20 protein-coding genes and 1 pseudogene are annotated in these 22,237 nt (G+C 39.3%); 12 read left to right on the top strand and 9 right to left on the bottom strand.

The genetic code is table 11. From position 1 onward, the window contains the following. Positions 1-34 precede the first annotated feature (34 nt). The 12 genes and pseudogenes from JQ841_RS08780 (at position 35) to xerS (ending at position 11,872) form a co-directional block, all read left to right on the top strand. Positions 35-337 (top strand): lactococcin 972 family bacteriocin, encoded by a 303-nt coding sequence (locus JQ841_RS08780; RefSeq protein ID WP_203180679.1) that lies wholly within the window; start codon positions 35-37, stop codon positions 335-337. Between the two features lie 95 nt (positions 338-432). Beyond that, positions 433-2,448 carry a bacteriocin-associated integral membrane family protein gene (locus JQ841_RS08775; protein WP_203180678.1) on the top strand — a complete coding sequence of 672 codons (2,016 nt, stop codon included), beginning with the start codon at positions 433-435 and terminating at the stop codon, positions 2,446-2,448. A 1-nt stretch (position 2,449) separates the two neighbouring features. After that, positions 2,450-3,082 (top strand): ABC transporter ATP-binding protein, encoded by a 633-nt coding sequence (locus tag JQ841_RS08770; protein WP_049532504.1) that lies wholly within the window; start codon positions 2,450-2,452, stop codon positions 3,080-3,082. 140 nt (positions 3,083-3,222) lie between these two features. Then, positions 3,223-3,381 (top strand): annotated as a pseudogene (locus JQ841_RS10015) (competence protein ComA); the annotation flags it as partial. A gap of 1,006 nt (positions 3,382-4,387) precedes the next feature. Then, the gene (locus JQ841_RS08760; protein ID WP_000286248.1) at positions 4,388-4,609 is read left to right on the top strand and encodes a helix-turn-helix domain-containing protein; all 222 of its coding nucleotides are present in this window, start codon (positions 4,388-4,390) and stop codon (positions 4,607-4,609) included. Positions 4,610-4,911: 302 nt separating this feature from the next. Next, positions 4,912-5,145 (top strand): hypothetical protein, encoded by a 234-nt coding sequence (locus tag JQ841_RS08755; protein WP_001022845.1) that lies wholly within the window; start codon positions 4,912-4,914, stop codon positions 5,143-5,145. An 84-nt stretch (positions 5,146-5,229) separates the two neighbouring features. After that, entirely contained in the window at positions 5,230-6,738 is a 1,509-nt protein-coding gene (locus JQ841_RS08750; protein ID WP_203180676.1) for a tyrosine-type recombinase/integrase, read from the top strand. A gap of 81 nt (positions 6,739-6,819) precedes the next feature. Further along, positions 6,820-7,671 (top strand): ribosome biogenesis GTPase YlqF, encoded by an 852-nt coding sequence (ylqF, locus tag JQ841_RS08745; RefSeq protein WP_203180675.1) that lies wholly within the window; start codon positions 6,820-6,822, stop codon positions 7,669-7,671. After that, positions 7,658-8,437 (top strand): ribonuclease HII, encoded by a 780-nt coding sequence (locus JQ841_RS08740; protein ID WP_203180674.1) that lies wholly within the window; start codon positions 7,658-7,660, stop codon positions 8,435-8,437. The genes ylqF and JQ841_RS08740 overlap by 14 nt, the downstream gene beginning before the upstream one ends. A gap of 16 nt (positions 8,438-8,453) precedes the next feature. Then, positions 8,454-10,004: a ClC family H(+)/Cl(-) exchange transporter gene (locus tag JQ841_RS08735; RefSeq protein WP_203180673.1), complete on the top strand. Its 1,551-nt coding sequence runs from the start codon at positions 8,454-8,456 to the stop codon at positions 10,002-10,004. Between the two features lie 88 nt (positions 10,005-10,092). Continuing rightward, a complete protein-coding gene (locus tag JQ841_RS08730; protein ID WP_061424846.1) occupies positions 10,093-10,530 on the top strand; it encodes a MepB family protein in 438 nt (145 codons plus the stop codon). Between the two features lie 271 nt (positions 10,531-10,801). After that, the gene (gene xerS / locus JQ841_RS08725) at positions 10,802-11,872 is read left to right on the top strand and encodes a tyrosine recombinase XerS (RefSeq protein WP_203180672.1); all 1,071 of its coding nucleotides are present in this window, start codon (positions 10,802-10,804) and stop codon (positions 11,870-11,872) included. Positions 11,873-11,944: 72 nt separating this feature from the next. Here the strand turns inward: xerS and JQ841_RS08720 are convergent, their stop codons facing one another. The 9 genes from JQ841_RS08720 to JQ841_RS08680 all read right to left on the bottom strand — a co-directional run bounded on the left by JQ841_RS08720 (position 11,945) and on the right by JQ841_RS08680 (position 22,179). Further along, on the bottom strand, positions 11,945-12,934 hold the full coding sequence (locus tag JQ841_RS08720; RefSeq protein WP_203180671.1) for a lipoate--protein ligase: 990 nt from the start codon (positions 12,932-12,934) through the stop codon (positions 11,945-11,947). 59 nt (positions 12,935-12,993) lie between these two features. Then, on the bottom strand, positions 12,994-14,697 hold the full coding sequence (gene lpdA / locus JQ841_RS08715; RefSeq protein WP_001162878.1) for a dihydrolipoyl dehydrogenase: 1,704 nt from the start codon (positions 14,695-14,697) through the stop codon (positions 12,994-12,996). Between the two features lie 45 nt (positions 14,698-14,742). After that, positions 14,743-15,786 (bottom strand): dihydrolipoamide acetyltransferase, encoded by a 1,044-nt coding sequence (locus JQ841_RS08710; RefSeq protein ID WP_203180670.1) that lies wholly within the window; start codon positions 15,784-15,786, stop codon positions 14,743-14,745. 451 nt (positions 15,787-16,237) lie between these two features. Continuing rightward, entirely contained in the window at positions 16,238-17,230 is a 993-nt protein-coding gene (locus JQ841_RS08705) for an alpha-ketoacid dehydrogenase subunit beta (RefSeq protein WP_000448715.1), read from the bottom strand. A 15-nt stretch (positions 17,231-17,245) separates the two neighbouring features. Beyond that, positions 17,246-18,214 (bottom strand): thiamine pyrophosphate-dependent dehydrogenase E1 component subunit alpha, encoded by a 969-nt coding sequence (locus tag JQ841_RS08700; protein ID WP_084946544.1) that lies wholly within the window; start codon positions 18,212-18,214, stop codon positions 17,246-17,248. Between the two features lie 153 nt (positions 18,215-18,367). Further along, a complete protein-coding gene (gene pdrM, locus JQ841_RS08695; protein WP_033685020.1) occupies positions 18,368-19,729 on the bottom strand; it encodes a sodium-coupled multidrug efflux MATE transporter PdrM in 1,362 nt (453 codons plus the stop codon). Positions 19,730-19,770: 41 nt separating this feature from the next. After that, positions 19,771-21,039 (bottom strand): dihydroorotase, encoded by a 1,269-nt coding sequence (locus tag JQ841_RS08690; protein WP_203180669.1) that lies wholly within the window; start codon positions 21,037-21,039, stop codon positions 19,771-19,773. A 12-nt stretch (positions 21,040-21,051) separates the two neighbouring features. After that, positions 21,052-21,516: an NUDIX hydrolase gene (locus tag JQ841_RS08685; protein WP_001135786.1), complete on the bottom strand. Its 465-nt coding sequence runs from the start codon at positions 21,514-21,516 to the stop codon at positions 21,052-21,054. A gap of 9 nt (positions 21,517-21,525) precedes the next feature. Further along, positions 21,526-22,179: a uracil-DNA glycosylase gene (locus JQ841_RS08680; RefSeq protein WP_203180668.1), complete on the bottom strand. Its 654-nt coding sequence runs from the start codon at positions 22,177-22,179 to the stop codon at positions 21,526-21,528. Positions 22,180-22,237 lie beyond the last annotated feature (58 nt).

The following is a 22,237-nucleotide window of genomic DNA, read 5'->3' as shown; positions in this document are numbered from 1 at the left end:
ATTTTCATAATATTTCATTTAGAGGAGTAATAATATGTTAAAATTTAGAAAAGTAGTTGCATCATCCCTTGCCGTTTTGGCAGTTAGTTTGGCTCTTCCTGTTTTGGCAGCTTCTCACCGTGGTGGCGAGTGGACCTATGGAGGCTATCATGATCCAAATAATTGGGGAGCATTTTCGAATTATTATCATGGTTCACAGGATCACTGGGCCTATGTTGGAAGTAATGGACGTGACAATCAAAAGACAGCTTATGCAGGAGCACATAGTGCGGCCTATGCGTTTATTAATACAAATTTTGGGGAGCAAGTTACATTTGATGCGGGATGGCAAGAATAATTGAAGAAGATTCTTTTATCAATAGTTTAGTAAGCTTGTTAGTTTATAGAGGGCAGGGGTATTTCTGCCCTCTATTTTAGAATAAGGAATGCACTATGAAAAAATTATTTATACTCATATCCAACCTGCTTGCTAGTTTGTTCTTTGTTTGGGTATTTACCATTTGGACTGATACATATGTCTCCCATTATTACCCCAACGTTGTTGTACGTGATTCTTCCCCTGAAACAACTTTTCAGCATGTTGCTACACGCTTGGAAAAACTAGCAGAAGAAACGGATAGCTTTATTGCGATTCAACACCAAGATCCTAACTCAGAAGGTACTACAGTTTTTTCTTATACGACCTTTGGGGACGGAAAGTTGCCTGATGGGCTTCAGGAAAAAAATCTAGAAGATGCTCAAAGTAGTAGTGTTGAAACAAACTATTTTGTATTCGATGGAAACCTAGATATTCACTTGCTAAGGGAGGAGCTAAGTCAACTTGGCTTGACTAACATGCACCTGACAATTCCATCTAAACTATCTACGTTAATGGCTATCTTTAGTAACGGATTTCAGTTAATCAGTCTATTGATTTTCATCTTAACCTTTGTAGCACTGACTTTAATTAGTCAAATTAGCCAATTACGGTCGTCGGGCATTCGCCTCATTTCAGGAGAGAAACGGTGGTCCATTTTCCTTAGACCAGTTGGTGAGGATTTGAAAGGGATAGTTGTTGGTTTCAGTTTAGCTGGCGTTCTCGCCATTCTTATGCAAAAAATTCTGTCGCTTCCAACGCAATCCCTAATGACAATAGGAGAAGGCTTGCTCAGTTATAATCTCATCTTGTTGTCAATCTCCCTGTTTTTCGCTCAACTCTTCGCAGTTGGGATAAAAAAGATACACCTGATGCAGATTATAAAAGGGCAAGTGCCTGTCAGAGGAATCATTAGTTTAATTTTAATCGGTCAACTATTAGCGATTATTATTGTAACGCTGGGAATAGGGAGTAGTTTAAAGTATTCCCAAGCCTGGCAACAGCATCGGATTGGACAAGAGGTTTGGAGTCAGGAAAGGCAACTGACTATCCTATCAATCAGCCGTGAAGGAACGAGTCCTGGTTTTGATGAACAAGCTCAAAGAAAACTCAGAACTTGGTATCAATTGATGGATCTGGCTGTTTCAGAACAAAAGGCTTTCTTATCTAGACACCAGTTAATTGACCGTACTTTGCAAAATGGCATGGCTTCCTCCAAAAACTTGACAACCTCTACAGAATGGCACGATTACAGCCCGAATGGCAATGTCCTTATCGTCACACCGCAATACTTGGAGCGTCAAAACATTCCTGTAGATACAACTATTGAGCAAAAGATGAATCACCTTGATGTAGGGGAGTTTGTCTTATTACTGCCTGAACACCTCCGTTCAGAGGAAGAACATTATAAATCTGTTTTTGAAGACGACTTAACCAGTCGCATATCTAGTAAAGATGAACGACAGCAAATGACTGCTACGGTAGGTTATTTGGAATCAGGTCATGATCGTTTTGTGTATAATACGACCCCTATTTCTTACCAGCAGTTTTTGAAAGATCCAATCATCATTGTTATAACACCCCAATCAACTGGTCCACAGTCCATTGTGTTTTGGGTAGACGCAGTACAGAACTACGTTCTCTTTAATCAATTGTCTGATGCCCAGGAGCTTATCCAGAGACAAGGCATTGAAAATTGGGTCTCAGAAATGCAAACAGGTTACCACAACTACATCACATTATCGGATAATATCCAGAGGGAACGTTGGGTAATGCTAGCAGGAGCTGTGCTTGGGATTGCAACTTCAATCTTGTTGTTTAACACTATGAATAGGCTCTACTTTGAAGAATTTAGACGTGCCATTTTTATCAAACGCATTGCAGGTCTCAGGTTCTTAGAAATCCATCGCACTTATCTCTTTGCTCAACTGGGTGTGTTTTTACTGGGATTTGTTGCGAGTGTATTTCTTATGGTAGAGATAGTAGTTGCTTTCTTAGTCTCGTTACTCTTTACTGGTCTATCTCTTTTACAGTTACATATCCAAATGCAGAAAGAAAACAAGATGTCCATGCTTGTTTTGAAGGGAGGTTAATATGATTGAACTTAAACAGGTGAGTAAATCTTTTGGAGAACGAGAGTTATTTTCGAATCTTTCAATGACATTTGAGGCTGGAAAAGTCTATGCCTTAATTGGTTCAAGTGGTAGCGGAAAAACAACCTTGATGAACATGATTGGGAAATTAGAATCTTATGATGGGACGATTTTTTACCGAGGTAAAGACTTGGCCAATTATAAATCGAGTGATTTTTTCCGTCAAGAATTGGGCTACCTCTTCCAGAACTTTGGCTTAATTGAAAACCAAAGTATTGAAGAAAACCTTAAGCTAGGTCTCATTGGTCAAAAGTTGAGTCGGTCGGAACAGCGGTTGAGGCAAAAGCAGGCTTTAGAACAGGTCGGTCTGGCTTATCTTGACCTAGATAAGCGCATCTTTGAGTTATCGGGCGGAGAATCGCAACGGGTTGCCTTGGCAAAAGTTATCTTAAAGAATCCACCCCTTATTCTGGCAGATGAGCCAACAGCTTCAATAGACCCAGCAACCTCTCAGTTGATTATGGAGATTTTGCTATCTCTTCGAGATGATAATAGGCTAATCATTATCGCAACACATAATCCGGCAATTTGGGAGATGGCTGATGAAGTGTTCACGATGGATCGTCTGAAATAAAAATCCTTGTTTTTAATTGCACGATGAGTTACTGAAATATTATCATGAATCAATAATTGGAGTTAATTTAGAATTGTACTTTATTAATATTGAGGTAACTTTTTCTTGATAAAGGAAGAAATAGTGGAGAGGAGGTTAGATTGAAAAAATTCGACAATTATATTATTGCGAAGCCTTGCGATTCTAATTCAGATAAACTGTAAAAAATCTTAATAATTGAAAGTTTGGTAGATGATATTTTGCAATTTTCTATCAGAATCAATAATAGTGTAGGAGAGATTTTCCTCCTACAACCGTTTCAAAAGAAAACTATCTTTATTCCATGTTATTTTGAGGAAGATATTGTGAAAGTCAAAGATGATGATGAAGTTGAGTGGAATTTGTTAGAATTTCAAAAATTTAGAGCATTTTTGGCTTAGTAATCTGTGTTGAAGGCTCAAAATCTATGGTAAAAAAGTAGCTTTGAAAACGTATTGCCTCCAAAGATTTAGTTAAATAATGATTTAACACAAGAAGAAATTATTGTAGTTCTGGAAAGATGTTGTTTCAGTATAGAAATAAGTCTTGAAAAACTGGATTTGAAGAATTATTTTGATTATATTGTTTCGGATGACAATTGCTATTGAAGATTCGTACTCAGGGATACAGGGATCAACTAGTGCTGGTATTGCTACTATTGGATATTACGATAACCAATTGCCTTTATTTAATGCTAAGGCTGGAAGTATGCAAGAAGTGTTGAACGTAATTCAATCACAACATGAGTTTTAAAACGTCTAGACGTACTTAGAAAAATAAAAAAAGCGATATAGCAATTTTCCTCTATCGCTTTTTTTATTTTTCTAAAAACAGCGGTAAAATACAGGATTTTTCACTCTTAATAGTGAAGTCTAAAAATTGAGAGAGTTTTATGAAAAATCGTTCACCGCCATTTCCTACCTTATCAAATTTATATAAGGAGGAATAAAATGGTGTATTTTATCTATGTAAATGGGGTAAAAGTCCCTGTTTCCAGAGAAGTTCTTGTATGATTGATTTGTGAACATTTTCCTATAATTTTGTAATATTTTTGAACTATAATATATTAGATAAACATGTCTTTTGTGTTTCACTTTATTTTACAATAAGACTAATTTTTGAAAGTCAGTAATTTTAAATAGTTGATAAAATCTTTGCTCTCAGACGGTTAATAGATATGCTTATGAGAAGTGTTTAATAAATTAATTTTAGTTCAAAATGTCCAGTTTGGACACTTTGAAAGATTTCCTAGTTTTATATATTATACTTTTCTCAGGAGAAGGCTAGATGTACAGACGTTTGAGAGATTTGAGGGAAGATCACGATTTGACCCAAAAACAAATAGCTAAAATACTTTCGTTTACAAACTCAGCTTATGCTAAAATTGAACGGGGTGAGCATGCCTTGACGGCAGATGTATTGGTAACTCTCTCAAACTTTTACGATGTCAGTACAGACTATCTATTGGGATTGACAGATTTTCCTGATAAAATTCGCTTTAGAAAATAATCTCCTCAATTGCATAGAGTGTGAAAATGAGGAGATTTTTTATTTGTTCTTTGACAATTGAATAGTCCAAAATGGTACTTTCCTCATTTGTGGAGCAGTTTTGAATGGCTCGCCATGATAAGAGCGATATTAAAACCATCAATAAAATAGAGCGATACTTTATATGCCATGATACAAATGATATACAATGATACTTCTGACCGTTCAGGCTGCCACCGTAAAAGAGCAGCAAGTGAAATTCTTATGATGACTTCATCAGTCATGCCATGGAGGAGAAAATATTTTTTAGGAAGGATGATGATATGAATATAAAATATATATCTGTCGAAAATTCCATTGCCGAATGGGCCGATAAAAAGGGAATTCTAAAAAGATGGGATGGTTTAAATCAATATACATTGAACAGATGGATTAAAGAAATGCGAGAAAACAGAACATTTTCCATGTATGTAATTAACCCAACCCATAAACTTGTTTTCATTAATCTAGAAGGATTTGAAAGTTTCTTAAGATGGAAGCAAAAGCGGACAAAATAAGGAAGTCATGGTATAATATAGGGTAGTTATTTATTCTATACAACAATGATTTATTTCTTTTTAAGAGTTAAGAGGAATTAAATTATGTATTATGTAACTAAAACAAATTCAAAAGGGCAACCCTTATATCAAGTGGTTGAAAAGTACAAAGATCCACTAACAGGAAAGTGGAAATCAGTAACTGTAAGTTATACTAAGAATACTAGTAGGGCGAGGAAACAAGCTGAAAGAGAGGTTCTTGATAAAATAGATAGACTAACTACTTCATTTGAAAGTCAGTATAGTCCTGAACTGATTACAACATTTGGAGAGTTAAAAGAAAATTGGTTTCAGACTTGGTGTGTCTCTGTTAAACCACAAACAATTCAGAGAGAACTACTGGTTATGAAGCGTCTTGGGAAAATTATAGGAGATGATTTTTTGTTAGACAGGATTACTCCACTTCTGATGAAAAATAGTCTCAATAAATATTTAGAAATGTATGATGCATCGCCTTCAACAATGACTCATATAAAAAGTACTTGTAATAAGATTTTTAATCATGGTGTGTTATATAATGTCATTAAGTTTTCTCCAATGACTGCGGTAAAACTAGATATTTCACTAGAGAAAAGGCGTAAAGCAAAAGAAAGACATGATTCTAAATTTCTAGAAATCCATGAATTACATGCATTTTTTGATGTGTTACGCCAATGCAGAAATGCAAACTATTATGATCTTGCTATAGTATTGTTGCTTACAGGTATTCGAATTAGTGAAGCAGCATTTTTACCATCAGATATTGATTTTGAAAAAGGAATCTTGCATATTGATAAGGCACTTCAATATCATTGTTTAAAAGTTGAACAATTTCATTTTGATACAACTAAAACACTCAATTCAATTAGAGAAGTAGCTTTGCCTGAAGCTGCAAGCGAAGCTATTAAAAGGACAATACAGAGAAATAAAGAGTTTGATGCTTATATGGAGAAACATCCCTGTCCTGCTTTTACACATTCTGAAAGTGTATTTAGAACAGAATACGGCTCTCCAATAACATCAAGCACTTTTCGTCAAATTTTGAAACGAATAGAAGGAAAATTATTGACAAATTGTTTAAGTGACTATGGTTTTAAGTGGGTAAAACATGTTACTCCCCATTCGTTTAGACATATGCATATTAGTTACCTTCAAAGTAATGAGATGCACATAGCAGTGAAAGATATTATGACTAGAGTAGGACACGCTAACTTTGAGACAACAATGGGCTATACACATAATATAAATCGTTCACAAGAAAATACTGTAAAAGCCTTAAATCAATTTGTAGAAAATCACAATTTCCATTTTGAAGAATTGAAATGTTATACCTGTAAATATTCCAGAATGATTGAAAAATTGATTGAAACTAGTGATAATAGCAATAAAGTAGAATTAAGTGTTGATGAGTTCAAAGACTTGTTACATCTTAGTCCACGTTACTCACCTAAAAATATTGTTTCAAATTTACTATTAAAAATCAAAAAAGATATTGTCAAATACCACCCACAGTTTGATATAAAGATTGTGAAATCAAGTGAGAATCAAATCAGAGGTTTTTCCATTGCATGGTAGTTTTGGTGTTCGCTTGGTGTTTAGACAATAGTAAAATAAAATAGGGGCTCTAAACCCTTGCTACGAAAGGAAAAAAACTCAATGGCTACTATTCAATGGTTTCCTGGTCACATGTCTAAAGCGCGTCGACAGGTGCAGGAAAATTTAAAATTTGTTGATTTTGTAACGATTTTGGTGGACGCACGTTTACCTCTATCTAGTCAAAATCCTATGTTGACCAAGATTGTTGGTGACAAACCAAAACTCTTGATTTTAAACAAGGCGGACTTGGCTGACCCAGCAATGACCAAGGAATGGCGCCAGTATTTTGAATCACAAGGAATTCAGACTCTGGCTATCAACTCTAAAGAGCAAGTGACAGTTAAAGTTGTAACAGATGCGGCCAAGAAGCTCATGGCTGATAAGATTTCTCGCCAGAAGGAACGTGGTATCAAGATTGAAACCTTGCGTACCATGATTATCGGGATTCCAAACGCTGGTAAATCAACTCTCATGAATCGTTTGGCTGGTAAGAAGATTGCCGTTGTCGGCAACAAACCAGGTGTTACCAAGGGACAACAATGGCTTAAAACCAATAAAGACTTGGAAATCTTGGATACACCGGGGATTCTCTGGCCTAAGTTCGAAGACGAAACTGTCGCTCTCAAACTAGCCCTAACAGGTGCTATCAAAGACCAGTTGCTTCCTATGGACGAGGTGACCATTTTTGGTCTCAATTATTTCAAAGAACATTATCCAGAAAAGCTGGCTGAACGCTTCAAACAAATGAAAATTGAGGAAGAAGCGCCTGTTATTATTATGGATATGACCCGTGCCCTCGGTTTCCGTGACGACTATGACCGTTTCTACAGTCTCTTCGTGAAGGAAGTCCGTGATGGCAAACTCGGTAACTATACCTTAGATACATTGGAAGACCTCGATGGCGACGATTAAAGAAATCAAAGAACTCCTTGCTACTGTCAAGGACCTTGATAGCCCTATTATTTTAGATCTTGAAAAGGATAATCGCTCTGGAATTCAAAAGGAAATCAGCAAGCGTAAAAAAGCTATTCAGGCAGAATTGGATGAGGATCTTCGTTTGGAATCCATGCTTTCCTACGAAAAAGAACTGTATAAGCAAGGATTGACCATGATAGCAGGTGTTGACGAGGTTGGTCGTGGTCCTCTTGCTGGTCCTGTAGTCGCTGCAGCAGTTATTTTACCTAAAAATTGTAAAATTACAGGCCTCAACGACAGCAAGAAAATTCCTAAAAAGAAACATCTGGAGATTTTCCAAGCAGTTCAGGACCAAGCCTTATCAATCGGGATTGGTATCATGGATAATCAGGTCATCGACCAAGTCAATATCTATGAAGCAACCAAACTGGCCATGCAGGAAGCAATCTCTCAGCTCAGTCCTCAACCTGAGCACCTTTTGATAGATGCCATGAAGCTGGATTTACCCATTTCACAAACATCTATCATCAAAGGAGATGCAAACTCTCTCTCTATCGCCGCGGCTTCTATAGTAGCCAAGGTGACACGTGATGAATTGATGAAGGAATTTGACCAGCAATTTCCCGGCTATGATTTCGCTGCTAATGCAGGATATGGAACAGCTAAACACCTGGAAGGACTGAAAAAAATAGGAGTTACCCCTATTCATCGGACCAGCTTTGAACCCGTTAAATCGCTGGTTTTAGGAGAAAAAGAAAGTTAAATTAGAAGGAATGATTATGGAGGAACAGTCAGAAACACTCAGTTCCAAGAAAGAATTTGCCTTTGCCTCGAGTACCATATTATCCCAAGTTGGACGAGGAATCATTGTTGGTCTCGTTGTTGGAATTATCGTTGGATCCTTTCGTTTCTTAATCGAAAAAGGCTTCCACCTGATACAAGGACTTTATCAAGATCAAGAGCATCTAGTGCGCAATCTTTTTATCATTGGTCTATTTTATTTAATAGTTTGTTGGCTCAGTGCGAAATTAACTCGGTCAGAAAAAGACATCAAAGGCTCAGGAATTCCTCAAGTCGAAGCAGAATTAAAGGGATTGATGACTCTCAACTGGTGGGGAGTTCTTTGGAAAAAATATATTCTAGGAATTCTTGCTATTGCCAGTGGACTTATGCTGGGGCGAGAGGGACCCAGTATTCAACTTGGAGCGGTAGGTGGTAAAGGAATTTCCAAGTGGCTTAAATCCAGTCCAGTGGAGGAACGCTCCTTGATTGCTAGTGGAGCTGCAGCAGGATTAGCCGCAGCCTTTAATGCACCAATTGCAGGACTTCTCTTTGTTGTAGAAGAAGTTTATCACCATTTTTCGCGCTTTTTCTGGGTGTCTACTCTCGCAGCTAGTCTCGTAGCAAACTTTGTCTCTCTGCTCATATTTGGGCTAACGCCAGTGCTAGACATGCCTGATAATATCCCTCTCATGACCCTAGATCAGTATTGGATATATCTCCTCATGGGGATTTTTCTAGGCCTTTCCGGTTTTCTCTATGAGAAAGCTGTGCTCAATGTTGGTCGAGTTTATGATTGGCTTGGTCAAAAAATCCATTTGGATAGAGCTTATTACCCAATTTTTGCCTTTATTCTCATCCTACCAGTCGGAATCTTCTTACCCCAAATCCTTGGTGGTGGAAATCAGCTGGTTCTTTCCCTAACTGAGCAAGATTTTAGTTTTCAAGTTCTATTAGCGTACTTTTTGATTCGCTTTGTTTGGAGCATGATTAGCTATGGAAGTGGCCTTCCAGGAGGAATTTTCCTACCAATTTTGGCACTTGGTTCCTTGCTTGGTGCCCTAGTTGGTGTCATTTGTGTTAATATTGGACTTGTCAGTCAGGAGCAATTCCCTATATTTGTCATTCTAGGAATGAGTGGCTATTTTGGAGCAATATCTAAGGCTCCCTTAACTGCTATGATACTCGTAACTGAGATGGTAGGAGATATTCGCAACCTCATGCCACTTGGATTAGTAACCTTGGTCGCCTACATCATCATGGATCTACTCAAGGGTGCACCAGTCTATGAGGCTATGTTGGAAAAAATGCTGCCAGAAGAAGCGACAGATGAAGGAGAAGTCACTCTCATTGAAATCCCTGTTTCAGATAAAATAGCAGGAAAGCAAGTACACGAACTCAACTTGCCACATAACGTACTCATCACCACCCAAGTCCATAATGGCAAGAGCCAAACAGTTAACGGCTCAACCAGAATGTATCTGGGGGATATGATCCACCTGGTGATTCCAAAAAGTGAAATTGGGAAAGTCAAAGATTTGTTGTTGTAGATCAAAAATATTATTACATAATTTTTATTATGTAATAAATGTATCAAGAATATTTTGTTGATTTTGATAAGGGAGGACATACATCATAATGAAAATACTAGATGTTCTATATGAGTTTTATGGTGATTTTGAATTCATTAAAGAAAAGTGGAATGAAAAATACGAAGGTATTCTTATCAAAATAAAGGATGAGCAAGGATATAAAAGATGCCGCTTAGCAAAAAGAACACCGAAAAAAGAAGGATATTTTACAGTTTTTTGGAAAAAAGACAAAAATAACATGAACATTCCTTATACCAATGAAGATTTGGGAACTGAACTTGTTATCGTTGTCATCGATAATGATAAAAAGGGGCTATTTATTATTCCAAACGAAGTTGCTACTTGTAAGAAAATTCTCTCAACAAAAAACAGCAAAGGAAAAATGTCCATGCGATTTTATCCGCCTTGGTGCACAAATTTAAATACAACGGCTCAATCAACACAAAAATGGCAATTGAAATTTTTTAGAGAAATTGAATTATAAGAATGACTTTGAAAAATTTCTAGTAGATTCATATCAGACACAAAGACTTGGTTCTTATGAAAAAAGAACCAAGTCTTTGTGTTAGTTTCTCAGGAATAAAGTACATTATAGACAATTTTTGTCGAAAAAATTTTTTAGTTATTAAAAATGAAATCATTTTTGGTTATTCTATTAAAAAGCCCTATAACATCTTTCCGAAAAACTATAATTTTCTTGAAAAATATATGAGTCTATGCTATACTACTAGTAGACTTATTTATGGAGAAAATACATGAAACGTGAGATTTTACTGGAACGAATCGACAAACTAAAACAAATCATGCCCTGGTATGTTCTGGAATACTACCAATCTAAGCTTGCTGTTCCTTACAGTTTTACAACCTTGTACGAATACCTCAAGGAATACGATCGATTTTTCAGCTGGGTTTTGGAGTCTGGCATTTCAAATACTGATAAAATATCTGATATTCCTTTATCTGTCTTGGAAAACATGTCAAAGAAAGATATGGAAGCCTTTATCCTTTATCTACGAGAACGTCCTTTACTGAATTCCAATACAACCAAACAAGGTGTTTCACAGACAACTATCAATCGAACCTTGTCAGCACTTTCTAGTCTTTACAAGTATCTGACTGAGGAAGTTGAAAATGACCAGGGAGAGCCTTATTTCTATCGAAATGTAATGAAGAAAGTTTCAACCAAGAAAAAGAAAGAAACACTTGCTGCCAGAGCTGAAAACATCAAGCAAAAACTCTTTCTAGGTGATGAAACAGAAGGTTTTCTGACTTATATTGACCAAGAGTATCCACAACAACTTTCAAATCGCGCCCTATCTTCATTTAATAAAAATAAAGAACGTGATTTGGCCATCATTGCCCTTCTCTTGGCGTCTGGTGTCCGCTTATCTGAAGCTGTTAATCTGGATCTAAGAGATCTCAATCTAAAAATGATGGTTATCGATGTCACTAGAAAAGGTGGCAAACGTGACTCGGTCAATGTCGCTGCCTTTGCAAAACCTTATTTAGAGAATTATCTCGCCATTCGAAATCAACGCTATAAGACTGAAAAGACGGACATTGCACTCTTTCTAACTCTCTATCGAGGTGTCCCAAATCGTATCGATGCTTCTAGCGTTGAGAAAATGGTTGCTAAGTACTCTGAGGACTTCAAAGTCCGTGTAACACCCCATAAACTAAGACATACCCTAGCAACCAGGCTCTATGATGCCACTAAATCGCAAGTTTTGGTCAGTCATCAGCTAGGACATGCCAGTACACAAGTCACTGACCTCTATACACATATCGTCAACGATGAACAAAAAAATGCTCTAGATAGTTTATAATTTTACGTATTTTAAATTATGTAAATATATATCAAAAAAAGAAGCTGGTCCTACAACCAACTTCTTTTTGATTTATCCAACTACCGCTTCAGCGATTTCTTCACGGCTAATACCAGCGAAGTAGCGTGTGATATCAATGGTTTCTAGCGCCTTAAGGACATCTTCGCGTTCGTATTTCACCCCACGAAGAACATCTTCTACTGCAGCAACGTCTTCGATGCCAAAGAAGTCACCATAAATCTTGATGTCTTGGATTTTTGATTCGACGACATTAGAAAAGACTTCGACCTTACCACTGGTGAATTTTGTTCCACGACGGACGTTAAATTCAGGTGATTTACCGTAGTTCCAGTCCCAAGTACCAAACTTAGTATCCTTGATGCGATTGATTTCAGCCAATTCTTCCTCAGAAAAAACGTATTCTGTCATCTCTGGGTACTCTTTTTTCATGTATTCCAAGAGTAAATCACGGAATTCTTCGACTGTGATTTTTTCTGGTAATTCATTGATAATATTGGTCACACGAGCACGAACAGATTTCACACCTTTTGATTCAAATTTGTCCTTTGAAACCTTGAGGGCATTTGCTAAGACTGACAAATCGACGTCAAAGAGCAAGCAACCGTGGTGCATGATTCGGCCATTGATATAGGCTTGGGCATTGCCACAGAATTTCTTTCCATCAATCTCAAGGTCATTACGACCTGTGAACTCAGCTTTAACCCCAAGTTGAGCCAAAGTATTGATAACTGGAGTTGAGAAGCTCTTAAAGTCAAAAGCCTTGTTTTCATCTTCTTTTGAAATGATCGTGTAGTTGAGGTTATTTAAATCGTGGTAAACAGCTCCACCACCACTGATACGGCGGACCACCTCAATACCATTTTCTCGAACATAATCACGGTTGATTTCTTCGATGGTATTCTGGTGACGACCAACAATGATAGATGGCTTGTTAATCCAAAGTAGGAAAATTTGATCCTCATCCAAAAGGTGTTTAAAGGCGTATTCTTCCAAGGCAATATTAAAGGCAGTGTCGTTTGAATGATTGATAATGTATTTCATGATATCCCTTTATACGATAGAGACTGGAAAACACCTTTCCAGTCTAATCTATCTTTCTTTTATTTTTTCTTAGGTGAATGGATGGCCATTCCTAAAACATCCGCAAATGCTTCGTACATCACTTCAGAGTAGGTTGGGTGTCCGTGGATAGTCTTCAGCATTTCTTCAACAGTAATTTCCATTTCGATAATGCTCGATGCTTCATTGATCAATTCTGCAGCTGCAGGACCGATGATATGAACACCAAGGATTTCTCCGTATTTCTTATCCGCAATAACTTTAACGAAACCTTGAGCTGCATCCGATGCAATAGCACGACCGTTAGCAGCAAAGTTGAACTTACCGATGGCTACATCGTATTTCTCACGGGCTTGTTCTTCTGTCAAACCTACTGCTGCTACTTCAGGAAGAGTGTAGATAGCTGCAGGAGTCAAATTCAATTTGGCAACAGCATGATTTCCTTTAAGGGCATTTTCAGCGGCAACTTCACCCATACGGAAAGCTGCGTGAGCCAACATCTTAGTACCATTAATATCACCTGGTGCGTAGATACCTGGAACAGAAGTTTCCATGTATTCGTTGACCTTGATACGACCACGATCCAATTCAAACTCAACCTCTCCAATACCTTCAAGGTCTGGCACACGACCGATTGAAAGAAGAGCTTTATTTGCAATGATATCGTCTTTTCCTTCAACTTTAATACGAAGTTGACCATTTTCTTCGATGATTTCTTGCAGTTTAGTACCAGTCAAGATGGTCATTCCTTTACGTTCAAGGATCAAGCGAAGGTTCTTAGAAACTTCTGAATCCATAGCTGGCACGATACGATCCATCATTTCGATAACAGTCACTTTTGAACCAAATGTCATGAAGGCCTGACCGAGCTCGATACCGACAACACCACCACCGATGATAACAAGACTTTCTGGTACTTCGTTCATTTCAAGGATGTCGTCGCTGGTCATGACAAGTGGAGATTCCATACCAGGGATGTTGATCTTGCTGACTTTTGAACCACCAGCAAGGATGATTTTCTTGGTTTCAAGTAATTCAGAGCCATTTACCAAGACGTTCTTGTCTTTAGTAATGGTACCAATTCCTTTATGAACAGTAACTCCGTAGCTACGAAGAAGACCAGCAACTCCACCAACCAAAGTATTGACTACCTTAGACTTGGTTTCAAGGAGTTTGTCCATATCAACAGTGAAGTTAGGATTTTCAATCACAATACCACGATTTGCAGCATGACCGATATTTTCAATAATTTCAGCGTTATGTAGGTAGGTTTTAGTTGGGATACATCCACGGTTCAAGCAGGTTCCACCGAGTTCAGATTTCTCAACAAGGGCAACCTTCCCACCGAGTTGGGCAGCTTTAATGGCTGCAACATAACCAGCAGGACCTCCACCAATCACAACGATATCAAAAGCATCATCGCTCTTACCATCATCGTTTGAAGCACTTGCTGTAGGTACAGGGCTAGCTTCTGGCGCTGCTGCTCCAGCTGTTGGGATATTTTCCCCTTCTTCGCCAAGGTAACCGATAACTTCCGTTACAGGGACTGTTTCACCGTCCCCTTTGAGGATAGCAATCAAGTACCCATCTTCTTCGGCTTCCAATTCCATGCTGACTTTATCAGTCATGATTTCCAAAAGGATTTCTCCTTCTTTTACAAATTCTCCGACTTTTTTATTCCATTGGACGATTTGTCCTTCTGTCATATCCACGCCGGCTTTTGGCATAATTACTTCTAAGGCCATGTCTTCCTTCCTTTATCTATATCTTAAAAATGAATACTCTTGTACTTAAATCAACATTGAGATTGGATTTTCAATCAATTCTTTCAAGTCTTTCATAAACTTAGCACCAGCCATACCATCTACGACACGGTGGTCAATTGTTAAACCAAGGCTCATGATTGGGCGAATCACAATTTCACCATTGACTACAACTGGCTTCTCGATTGTCGAACTCACACCAAGGATAGCTGAGTTTGGTTGGTTAATGATAGGACCAAAGGACTGAACACCAAACATTCCCAAATTACTGATTGTGAAGGTTGAATTTTGCAGTTCACTTGGAGCCAATTTACCATCCAAGGTACGACCGATGACATCCTTGAAGGCTACAACCAGTTCTGAAAGACTCATCTTCTCAGCATTGTAAACAACAGGTGTCATCAATCCATTATCCATCCCAACTGCCATGGCAAGATTGACATAGTTGTGAGTGATAATGGTCTTGCCATCTTCTGTCAATGAAGCGTTGATGTATGGGTGTTTCATAAGAGTCTTAACAACTGCAAGTGAAAGAAGGTCTGTTACAGTAGTCTTCTTCCCAGTTGCTTCCATGATTGGCTCAAGAACCTTCTTACGAAGAGCCAACATTTCAGTCATATCAACTTCATAGTTGAGCGTGAAGGTTGGCGCAGTTAGGTAAGATTCAACCATACGTTGAGCAATAACCTTACGCATTGGTGTCATTGGAATACGTTCAATTTCACCGTATGGTGTTACGTTATCAGGAACTTCTTCCACTTTTTCAATCTGAGCAGGAGACTTGATGGTGTTGTTTTCGATATTTTCAGGAAGCAAGGCCAAAACATCCTTCTTCATAATCTTACCACGATGACCAGTTCCTTGGATTTCCTGCCAAGCAATGTTATGTTCGAGGGCAATTCGTTTTGCAAGTGGCGAAATGCGAACCACATTAGTGTCTTTATAAGTTTCCACGTCTTCTTTGTGGACACGACCGTTTGCACCTGAGCCAGACACGTCGTAGAGGTTGATCCCTAAATCATCCGCTAGCTTTCTAGCCGCAGGAGTCGCTCTTAGCTTGTCATCAGCCATGACCTCTCCAATTCTATACTAAGATATTAAGGACGAAGAGGGCAATGAAAAAATAGGAGATTGACGATGTGTTCGATGAACACAAGGAAATCTATCTTTTTTTCGAAGACCTCCGTCCGAATTCAATTAAATGATACTAAGGGCGTTAAAAGTCAAAGTGAAAATAGGAAACTTGACGAAGAAACTTTAGTTTCTAGGAAAGTTTATCTTTTTCACACAGACTTTAGCCCGTGTTCAACTCTACAAGTAACTTGGACACGGAACGTGTCTCAAGTTACTACGGTTGCCGCTATCAGGCGGTCAACCTTGTAGACTTACTAAGTCGTTCGTCGAATAACATCGATTCGACTCTCTCCTGTCGCAACTTTAGAAATAACTTAGGTACATTACATATCTCAAGTTACTAAAGTTAAAAGCAATCATTATTTTACATAACTTATCTTATGTAATTCTATTCTTTATTATATGTTTTACGAATAGCATCTTTGATGCTTTCAACGGTTGGAATCATTGCATTTTCTAGGTTTTGTGCATAAGGCATTGGCACATCTTCTCCTGCGCAACGACGGATTGGTGCATCTAGATAGTCAAATGCTTCCGATTCTGAAATAATAGCTGAAATCTCTCCGATATAGCCGCTTGTTTTATGGGCATCGTTAACCAGAACAACTTTACCAGTCTTCTTAACTGAGTTAATGATAATCTCCTTATCAAGCGGAACAAGGGTGCGTGGGTCAACAATCTCAACAGAAATTCCTTCTTCTGCTAATTCTTCAGCTGCTTGAACCACACGGCGAAGCATTTTTCCATAAGTAACAACTGTTACATCCGTACCTTCACGTTTGATTTCCCCAACTCCAAGTGGAATCGTATAGTCTGGATCAACTGGTACTTCCCCTTTTTGGTTAAATTCTGACTTGTACTCAAGGATAATAACAGGGTTGTTATCACGGATAGAAGACTTAAGCAGTCCTTTCATGTCCGCAGGCGTACCTGGTGCTACAACCTTAAGTCCTGGGATATGAGTGAACCAAGACTCTAGAGATTGTGAATGCTGGGCTGCAGAACCAACTCCGTTACCAGCTGCACAACGAACAGTCATTGGAACCTGACCTTTACCACCAAACATGTAACGTGTTTTAGCAGCTTGGTTGACGATATTGTCCATGGCAATAACCGAGAAGTCCATGAAGGTCATATCAACGATTGGACGAAGTCCTGTCATGGCTGCTCCGGCTGCTGCTCCAGAGATGGCAGCTTCAGAAATAGGACAGTCACGAACACGTTCTGGACCAAATTCTTCAAGCATTCCAACAGAAGTTCCGAAGTCTCCTCCGAAGACACCGACGTCTTCTCCCATCAAGAACACATTTTCATCGCGACGCATTTCCTCAGACATAGCAAGGATAATGGTGTCACGGAAGGACATTGTTTTTGTTTCCATTTTATCTCTTTCTCCTTAGTCTGCGTAAATATCTTCAAAGGCTGATTCAAGCGGTGGGAATGGACTTTCTTCTGCAAATTTAACAGAAGCTTCTACTGCTTCCTTGACTTGCGTTTGGATTTCTTCCAATTCTTCGGCACTTGCAATAGTGTTTTCAATGAGGTGCTTGCGAAGGTTTTCGATTGGGTCTTTTTGTTTCCACAATTCCACTTCTTCGCGGGTACGATATTTACCAGGGTCAGATGATGAATGACCAAGCCAGCGATAAGTTACACTTTCAATCAAGACTGGACCATTGCCACCACGAACATGATCTACAGCTTTCTTAAATCCTTCATAGACATCTATGACATTGTTACCGTCTTCGATGAACATTCCAGGAATTCCATAAGCAGCGCTACGTTGATGGATATGCTTCACATTAGTCATTTTCTTGATATCCGCAGAGATACCGTAACCGTTGTTAATGCAATAGAAAATGACTGGCAGGTTCCAGATAGAAGCCATATTTACTGCTTCGTGGAAAACACCTTCGTTGGTCGCACCATCTCCAAAGAAGCAGACAACGATTTTTCCAGTATGTTGCATTTGCTGACTGAGGGCTGCACCAACAGCGATTCCCATACCACCACCTACGATACCATTGGCACCAAGGTTACCAGCATCAAGGTCAGCGATATGCATAGAACCACCTTTACCTTTACAGGTTCCAGTATATTTACCGAGGATTTCAGCCATCATTCCGTTGAGGTCAATTCCTTTGGCAATAGCTTGTCCGTGACCACGGTGGTTTGAGGTAATTAGATCATCTGGATTGAGAGCCAACATAGCACCCACGTTAGCCGCCTCTTCTCCAACAGAAAAGTGCGTCATTCCTGGCACTTTCCCTTTCTTTACTAATTGCGCAATTTTTAAGTCCATACGACGGATTTCTTCCATCTTACGGAACATCTCTAGCAAAAGATTTTTATCTAAAGTTGACATCTTCTTGCCTTTCTAAGTTTCTTCTTACCTTACTATTTTACCGTTTTTGGCAAATACTGTCAAAGTTTTTCTAAAAGAAATTTCACAAAATAAAAAAGAAAACCCCGTAAAAACAAGGAATTTTCTTATCAAGAATATTTTTTCACAAACTTTTTAGCGTTTGGATTTTGCTAAAGATTCAAATCTCTTCATAATCACAGTTAAACGCCAACGGTAGAGCGCTCCACTCACAATCAAACTAATAATCAAGCCAATCCAGTAAGAATAAGCTCCAAAATCTGTTAGGGAATCAAATACAATAGCCACTGGGATTGCTACGCCCCAATAACCAACCAAACCAAGGTAAAAAGGAATAACGGTATCCTTATACCCCCGTAAAATTCCCTGAAGCGGTGCCGCAAAGGTATCTGCTAACTGGAAAAAAAGACTATAAGTCAAAAAGCGCGCTGTCAAATCGATGAATTCTGGGTCGTTGCCATAAAGACTGGCCACATTTCCCCTAAAAATGTAAAGAAAGGATAAGGTGAAGGCCGCAAAAATGAGGGCTGTCCATCTTCCTAGACCAATATAGGTTTTCGCATCATCAAATCGCTTGGCTCCCACTTCATAGGAAACAACAATAGCCATAGCAGATGAGATGCTCATAGGAAAGGCGTACATGAGAGTTGAAAAATTCATAGCTGACTGGTGACTAGCGATAATCAAGGATGAGAACTTAGCCATAATCAAGCCAACCACAGAAAAGATAGCCACTTCCGCGAAGACAGTCCCCCCTATAGGCAGACCTAAACGAACTCCTTCCTTGATTTTATCCATATTAAGCGGAATTCGTTTCTCAAGATGTAGGGCTTTGAGCTTCTCCTGTTTAAATAGAACCAGTACAGAAATTCCCAGTAAGACCCAGTAGGCCAAGGATGTTCCTAAACCAGCACCAGCACCTCCCAGTTCTGGAACACCAAAGGCCCCGTAAATCAAGAGATAGTTAAATCCGCTATTGAGAGGAAGTAACAAAAGCATGAGATACATAGACAGTTTGGTCAAGCCCAGAGAATCCAGCAAGGAACGAACGACACTAAAAAGCAACAGGGGGATAATTCCAATAGATAAAAACCAAAGATAGTGAACCGCTACTGCTGCCACTTGTGCCTCTAGTCCAATATGATTCAAGATTGGTGGTGCCAAGAAAAGTACCATCCCCAGCAAGACCACAGATAGACCCAAGGCCAAATAGATGAACTGGTAAAAATCAGACGCAACTTCTTCCTTTTTGCCTCGACCAAGATGGTGACCAATGATAGGCACCAGGGCTGACACAATGCCTGTTAGAAAGGTAAAGAAAGGATTCCAGATACTGGTTGCCATAGACACACCAGCCAAGTCCATGGTATTGTATTGGCCAGTCATAGTCGTATCAACAAAGGATGCAGAATAATTGGCAAATTGATAAATCAGGATGGGGAAAAATATCTTTAAAAATAAGATAAACTTGTCTTTAAAATGATGGGTTTGGTACATATAGGCTCTCTATTCTTTTTGTTTACAGAGTAGACTCCCACCTAGTTTCGATAGACGATTTGTCCCTTACAGATGGTATATTTAACCTGCCCTTTTAAGGTTTCACCTATGAATGGTGAATTAGCTGCTTTGGAAGCAAAATGGGAGTCCACAAGGCGGTCAGCCTTAGCATCAAAAATAGTGATGTCCGCTGGACCATTCTCAGCCAAGTAACCTGCTTCAAAGTTGTAAAGCTTGGCTGGGTTGTAGGTCATTTTTTCTAGCAATTCCATCAAGGTCAATTCCCCAGCTTCCACCAAATAAGTCAAACCGAGAGACAGAGAGGTTTCCAAACCAGTCATACCAGATGGCGCTTTGGTGATATCCTCGACATTTTTTTCATCCGCATGGTGAGGCGCGTGGTCTGTCGCGATAACTGTAATGACACCTGATTTGAGACCTTCGATAACAGCACGACGGTCTGATTCCAAACGAAGTGGCGGATTCATCTTAGCATTGCTACCTTGTGTCAAAAGAAGTGCTTCAGTCTTAGAAAAATGCTGTGGCGCTACTTCTGCTGTGACTTGCGCCCCCAATCCTTGAGCGAACTCAACTACTTTAACACTTTCTTCTTTTGATAAATGCTGGATGTGAACATGAGCCTTGGTCGCATAGGCAATCATGACATCACGCGCCATCATAGCGTACTCAGCCACCCCAGTCGCACCGCAGATATGGAAATGTTCTTTAGCGATATTTTCATTAAACCCAAGAATCCCATTCAAACCTGGATCTTCCTCATGGAGACTGATAAAGGTATTAAGTTTTTTGGCTTCTTCCATGGCTTCCTTGACCACTTTACTGCTTTCAAGCGGAATACCGTCATCAGAAAAACCAACTGCACCTGCTTCTAAGAGTGCCTTAAATTCAGTCAAGTCTTGGCCATTAAAGTTCTTAGTAATGGTCGCAACCGTCTTGACATTGATTTTTTCCTTGGTAGCTGACTGGAGAACTTCTTGCAAGGTCTCCACGTCCGAAATAGTTGGACTAGTATTAGCCATCATGACAACCGTTGTAAAACCACCTGCAGCAGCTGCTAGGGCACCCGTATGGATATCCTCCTTGTGGGTCTGACCAGGTTCACGGAAATGAACATGGATATCGACCAAGCCAGGAGTAACGACAAGACCACTAGCATCTATGATTTCTGCTCCTTCTTCCTTGATTTCCAGCGCAATTTTGATAATTTTCCCATCTTGAACTAAGACATCACACACTTGATCCAAGCCAGACTTGGGATCCATTACACGACCATTTTTGATTAGTAACATCTGCTTTCTCCTTTATTCATAGAAATCGACTTGGGTATCCAACAATTTATCCCCATCATAAACAAACTTGGCTGAAAAGAAGGGTTTATCCTCTAAAAGCCACTCAACAAAGGTATGATCCCCTTCCCAAGTCGGCTTGCTCAAAACTTCATCATAAGGAACCCATTCAAGCGTTCCCTCGTTACAGTCAATCAGGTCACCCTCGAACTCTGTCACCTTAAAAACATAGGTATACCAGTCTAAATCTGGTGTAAATTCTGGAAAAGTGATAACTCCTTTTAGAACTGGCTTGGCTTTGAGCCCTGTTTCTTCAAGGATTTCACGCGCAGCGCATTCTTGAGGTGTCTCACCACGCTCTAGCTTACCACCCACACCAATCCATTTGCCTTTATGAACATCATTGGGCTTCTTATTACGATGGAGCATGAGCAGTTCCTTCCCGTTATCAATGTAGCAAATCGTCGCTAACTGAGGCATATTTTCTCCTTATCTAAGCCAATTGATTGGCTCTTGTCCTGTCTCTTTTAAGAATGCATTGGCCTTTGAAAAAGGCTTGGAACCCCAAAATCCTCTGTAAACTGATAAAGGACTGGGATGGGCTGATTCGATAATCAAGTGATGAGGATTGGTAACCAAGGCCTTCTTCTTGCGTGCATAGGCTCCCCAGAGTATAAAGACTACTGGTTTATCTAGTTGATTGGCCACCTGAATCACAGCATCAGTAAAAGGCTCCCATATTTGACCAGCATGACCATTAGCCTGTCCGGCAGGAACAGTCAAGCAAGCATTGAGAAGTAAGACTCCTTGCTCAGCCCAAGCTGTCAAATCATGGGATTTCTTAACTCCGATATCATCTGACAATTCTTTCAAGATATTTTGCAAGGACGGTGGTGCTGGAATAGCATCGGGTACAGAAAAACTCAAGCCCTGCGCCTGACCTGGCCCGTGATAGGGGTCTTGCCCTAGAATCACCACCTTAACTTCTTCAAGCGGTGTTGTCAAGAGAGCCTGAAAAACCTTTTCCTTAGGTGGATAAACAATTCCCTGAGCATAGACCTGCTCCATAAACTGGTTGATTTTCGCAAAATAACCCTCAGGTAATTGCTCCTTAATCAAAGCATGCCAAGACGAGTGTTCCATAGCCAACTCCTTCGTTTTTACTGCCTCTATTATAGCAAAAAGTGGCTATCTAAACCAC

This window comes from Streptococcus mitis (assembly GCF_905187535.1).
Lineage (GTDB): Bacteria > Bacillota > Bacilli > Lactobacillales > Streptococcaceae > Streptococcus > Streptococcus mitis_BS.
Note: the sequence above shows the minus strand (reverse complement) of the source record. Positions and strands in the feature narration are given on the sequence as shown.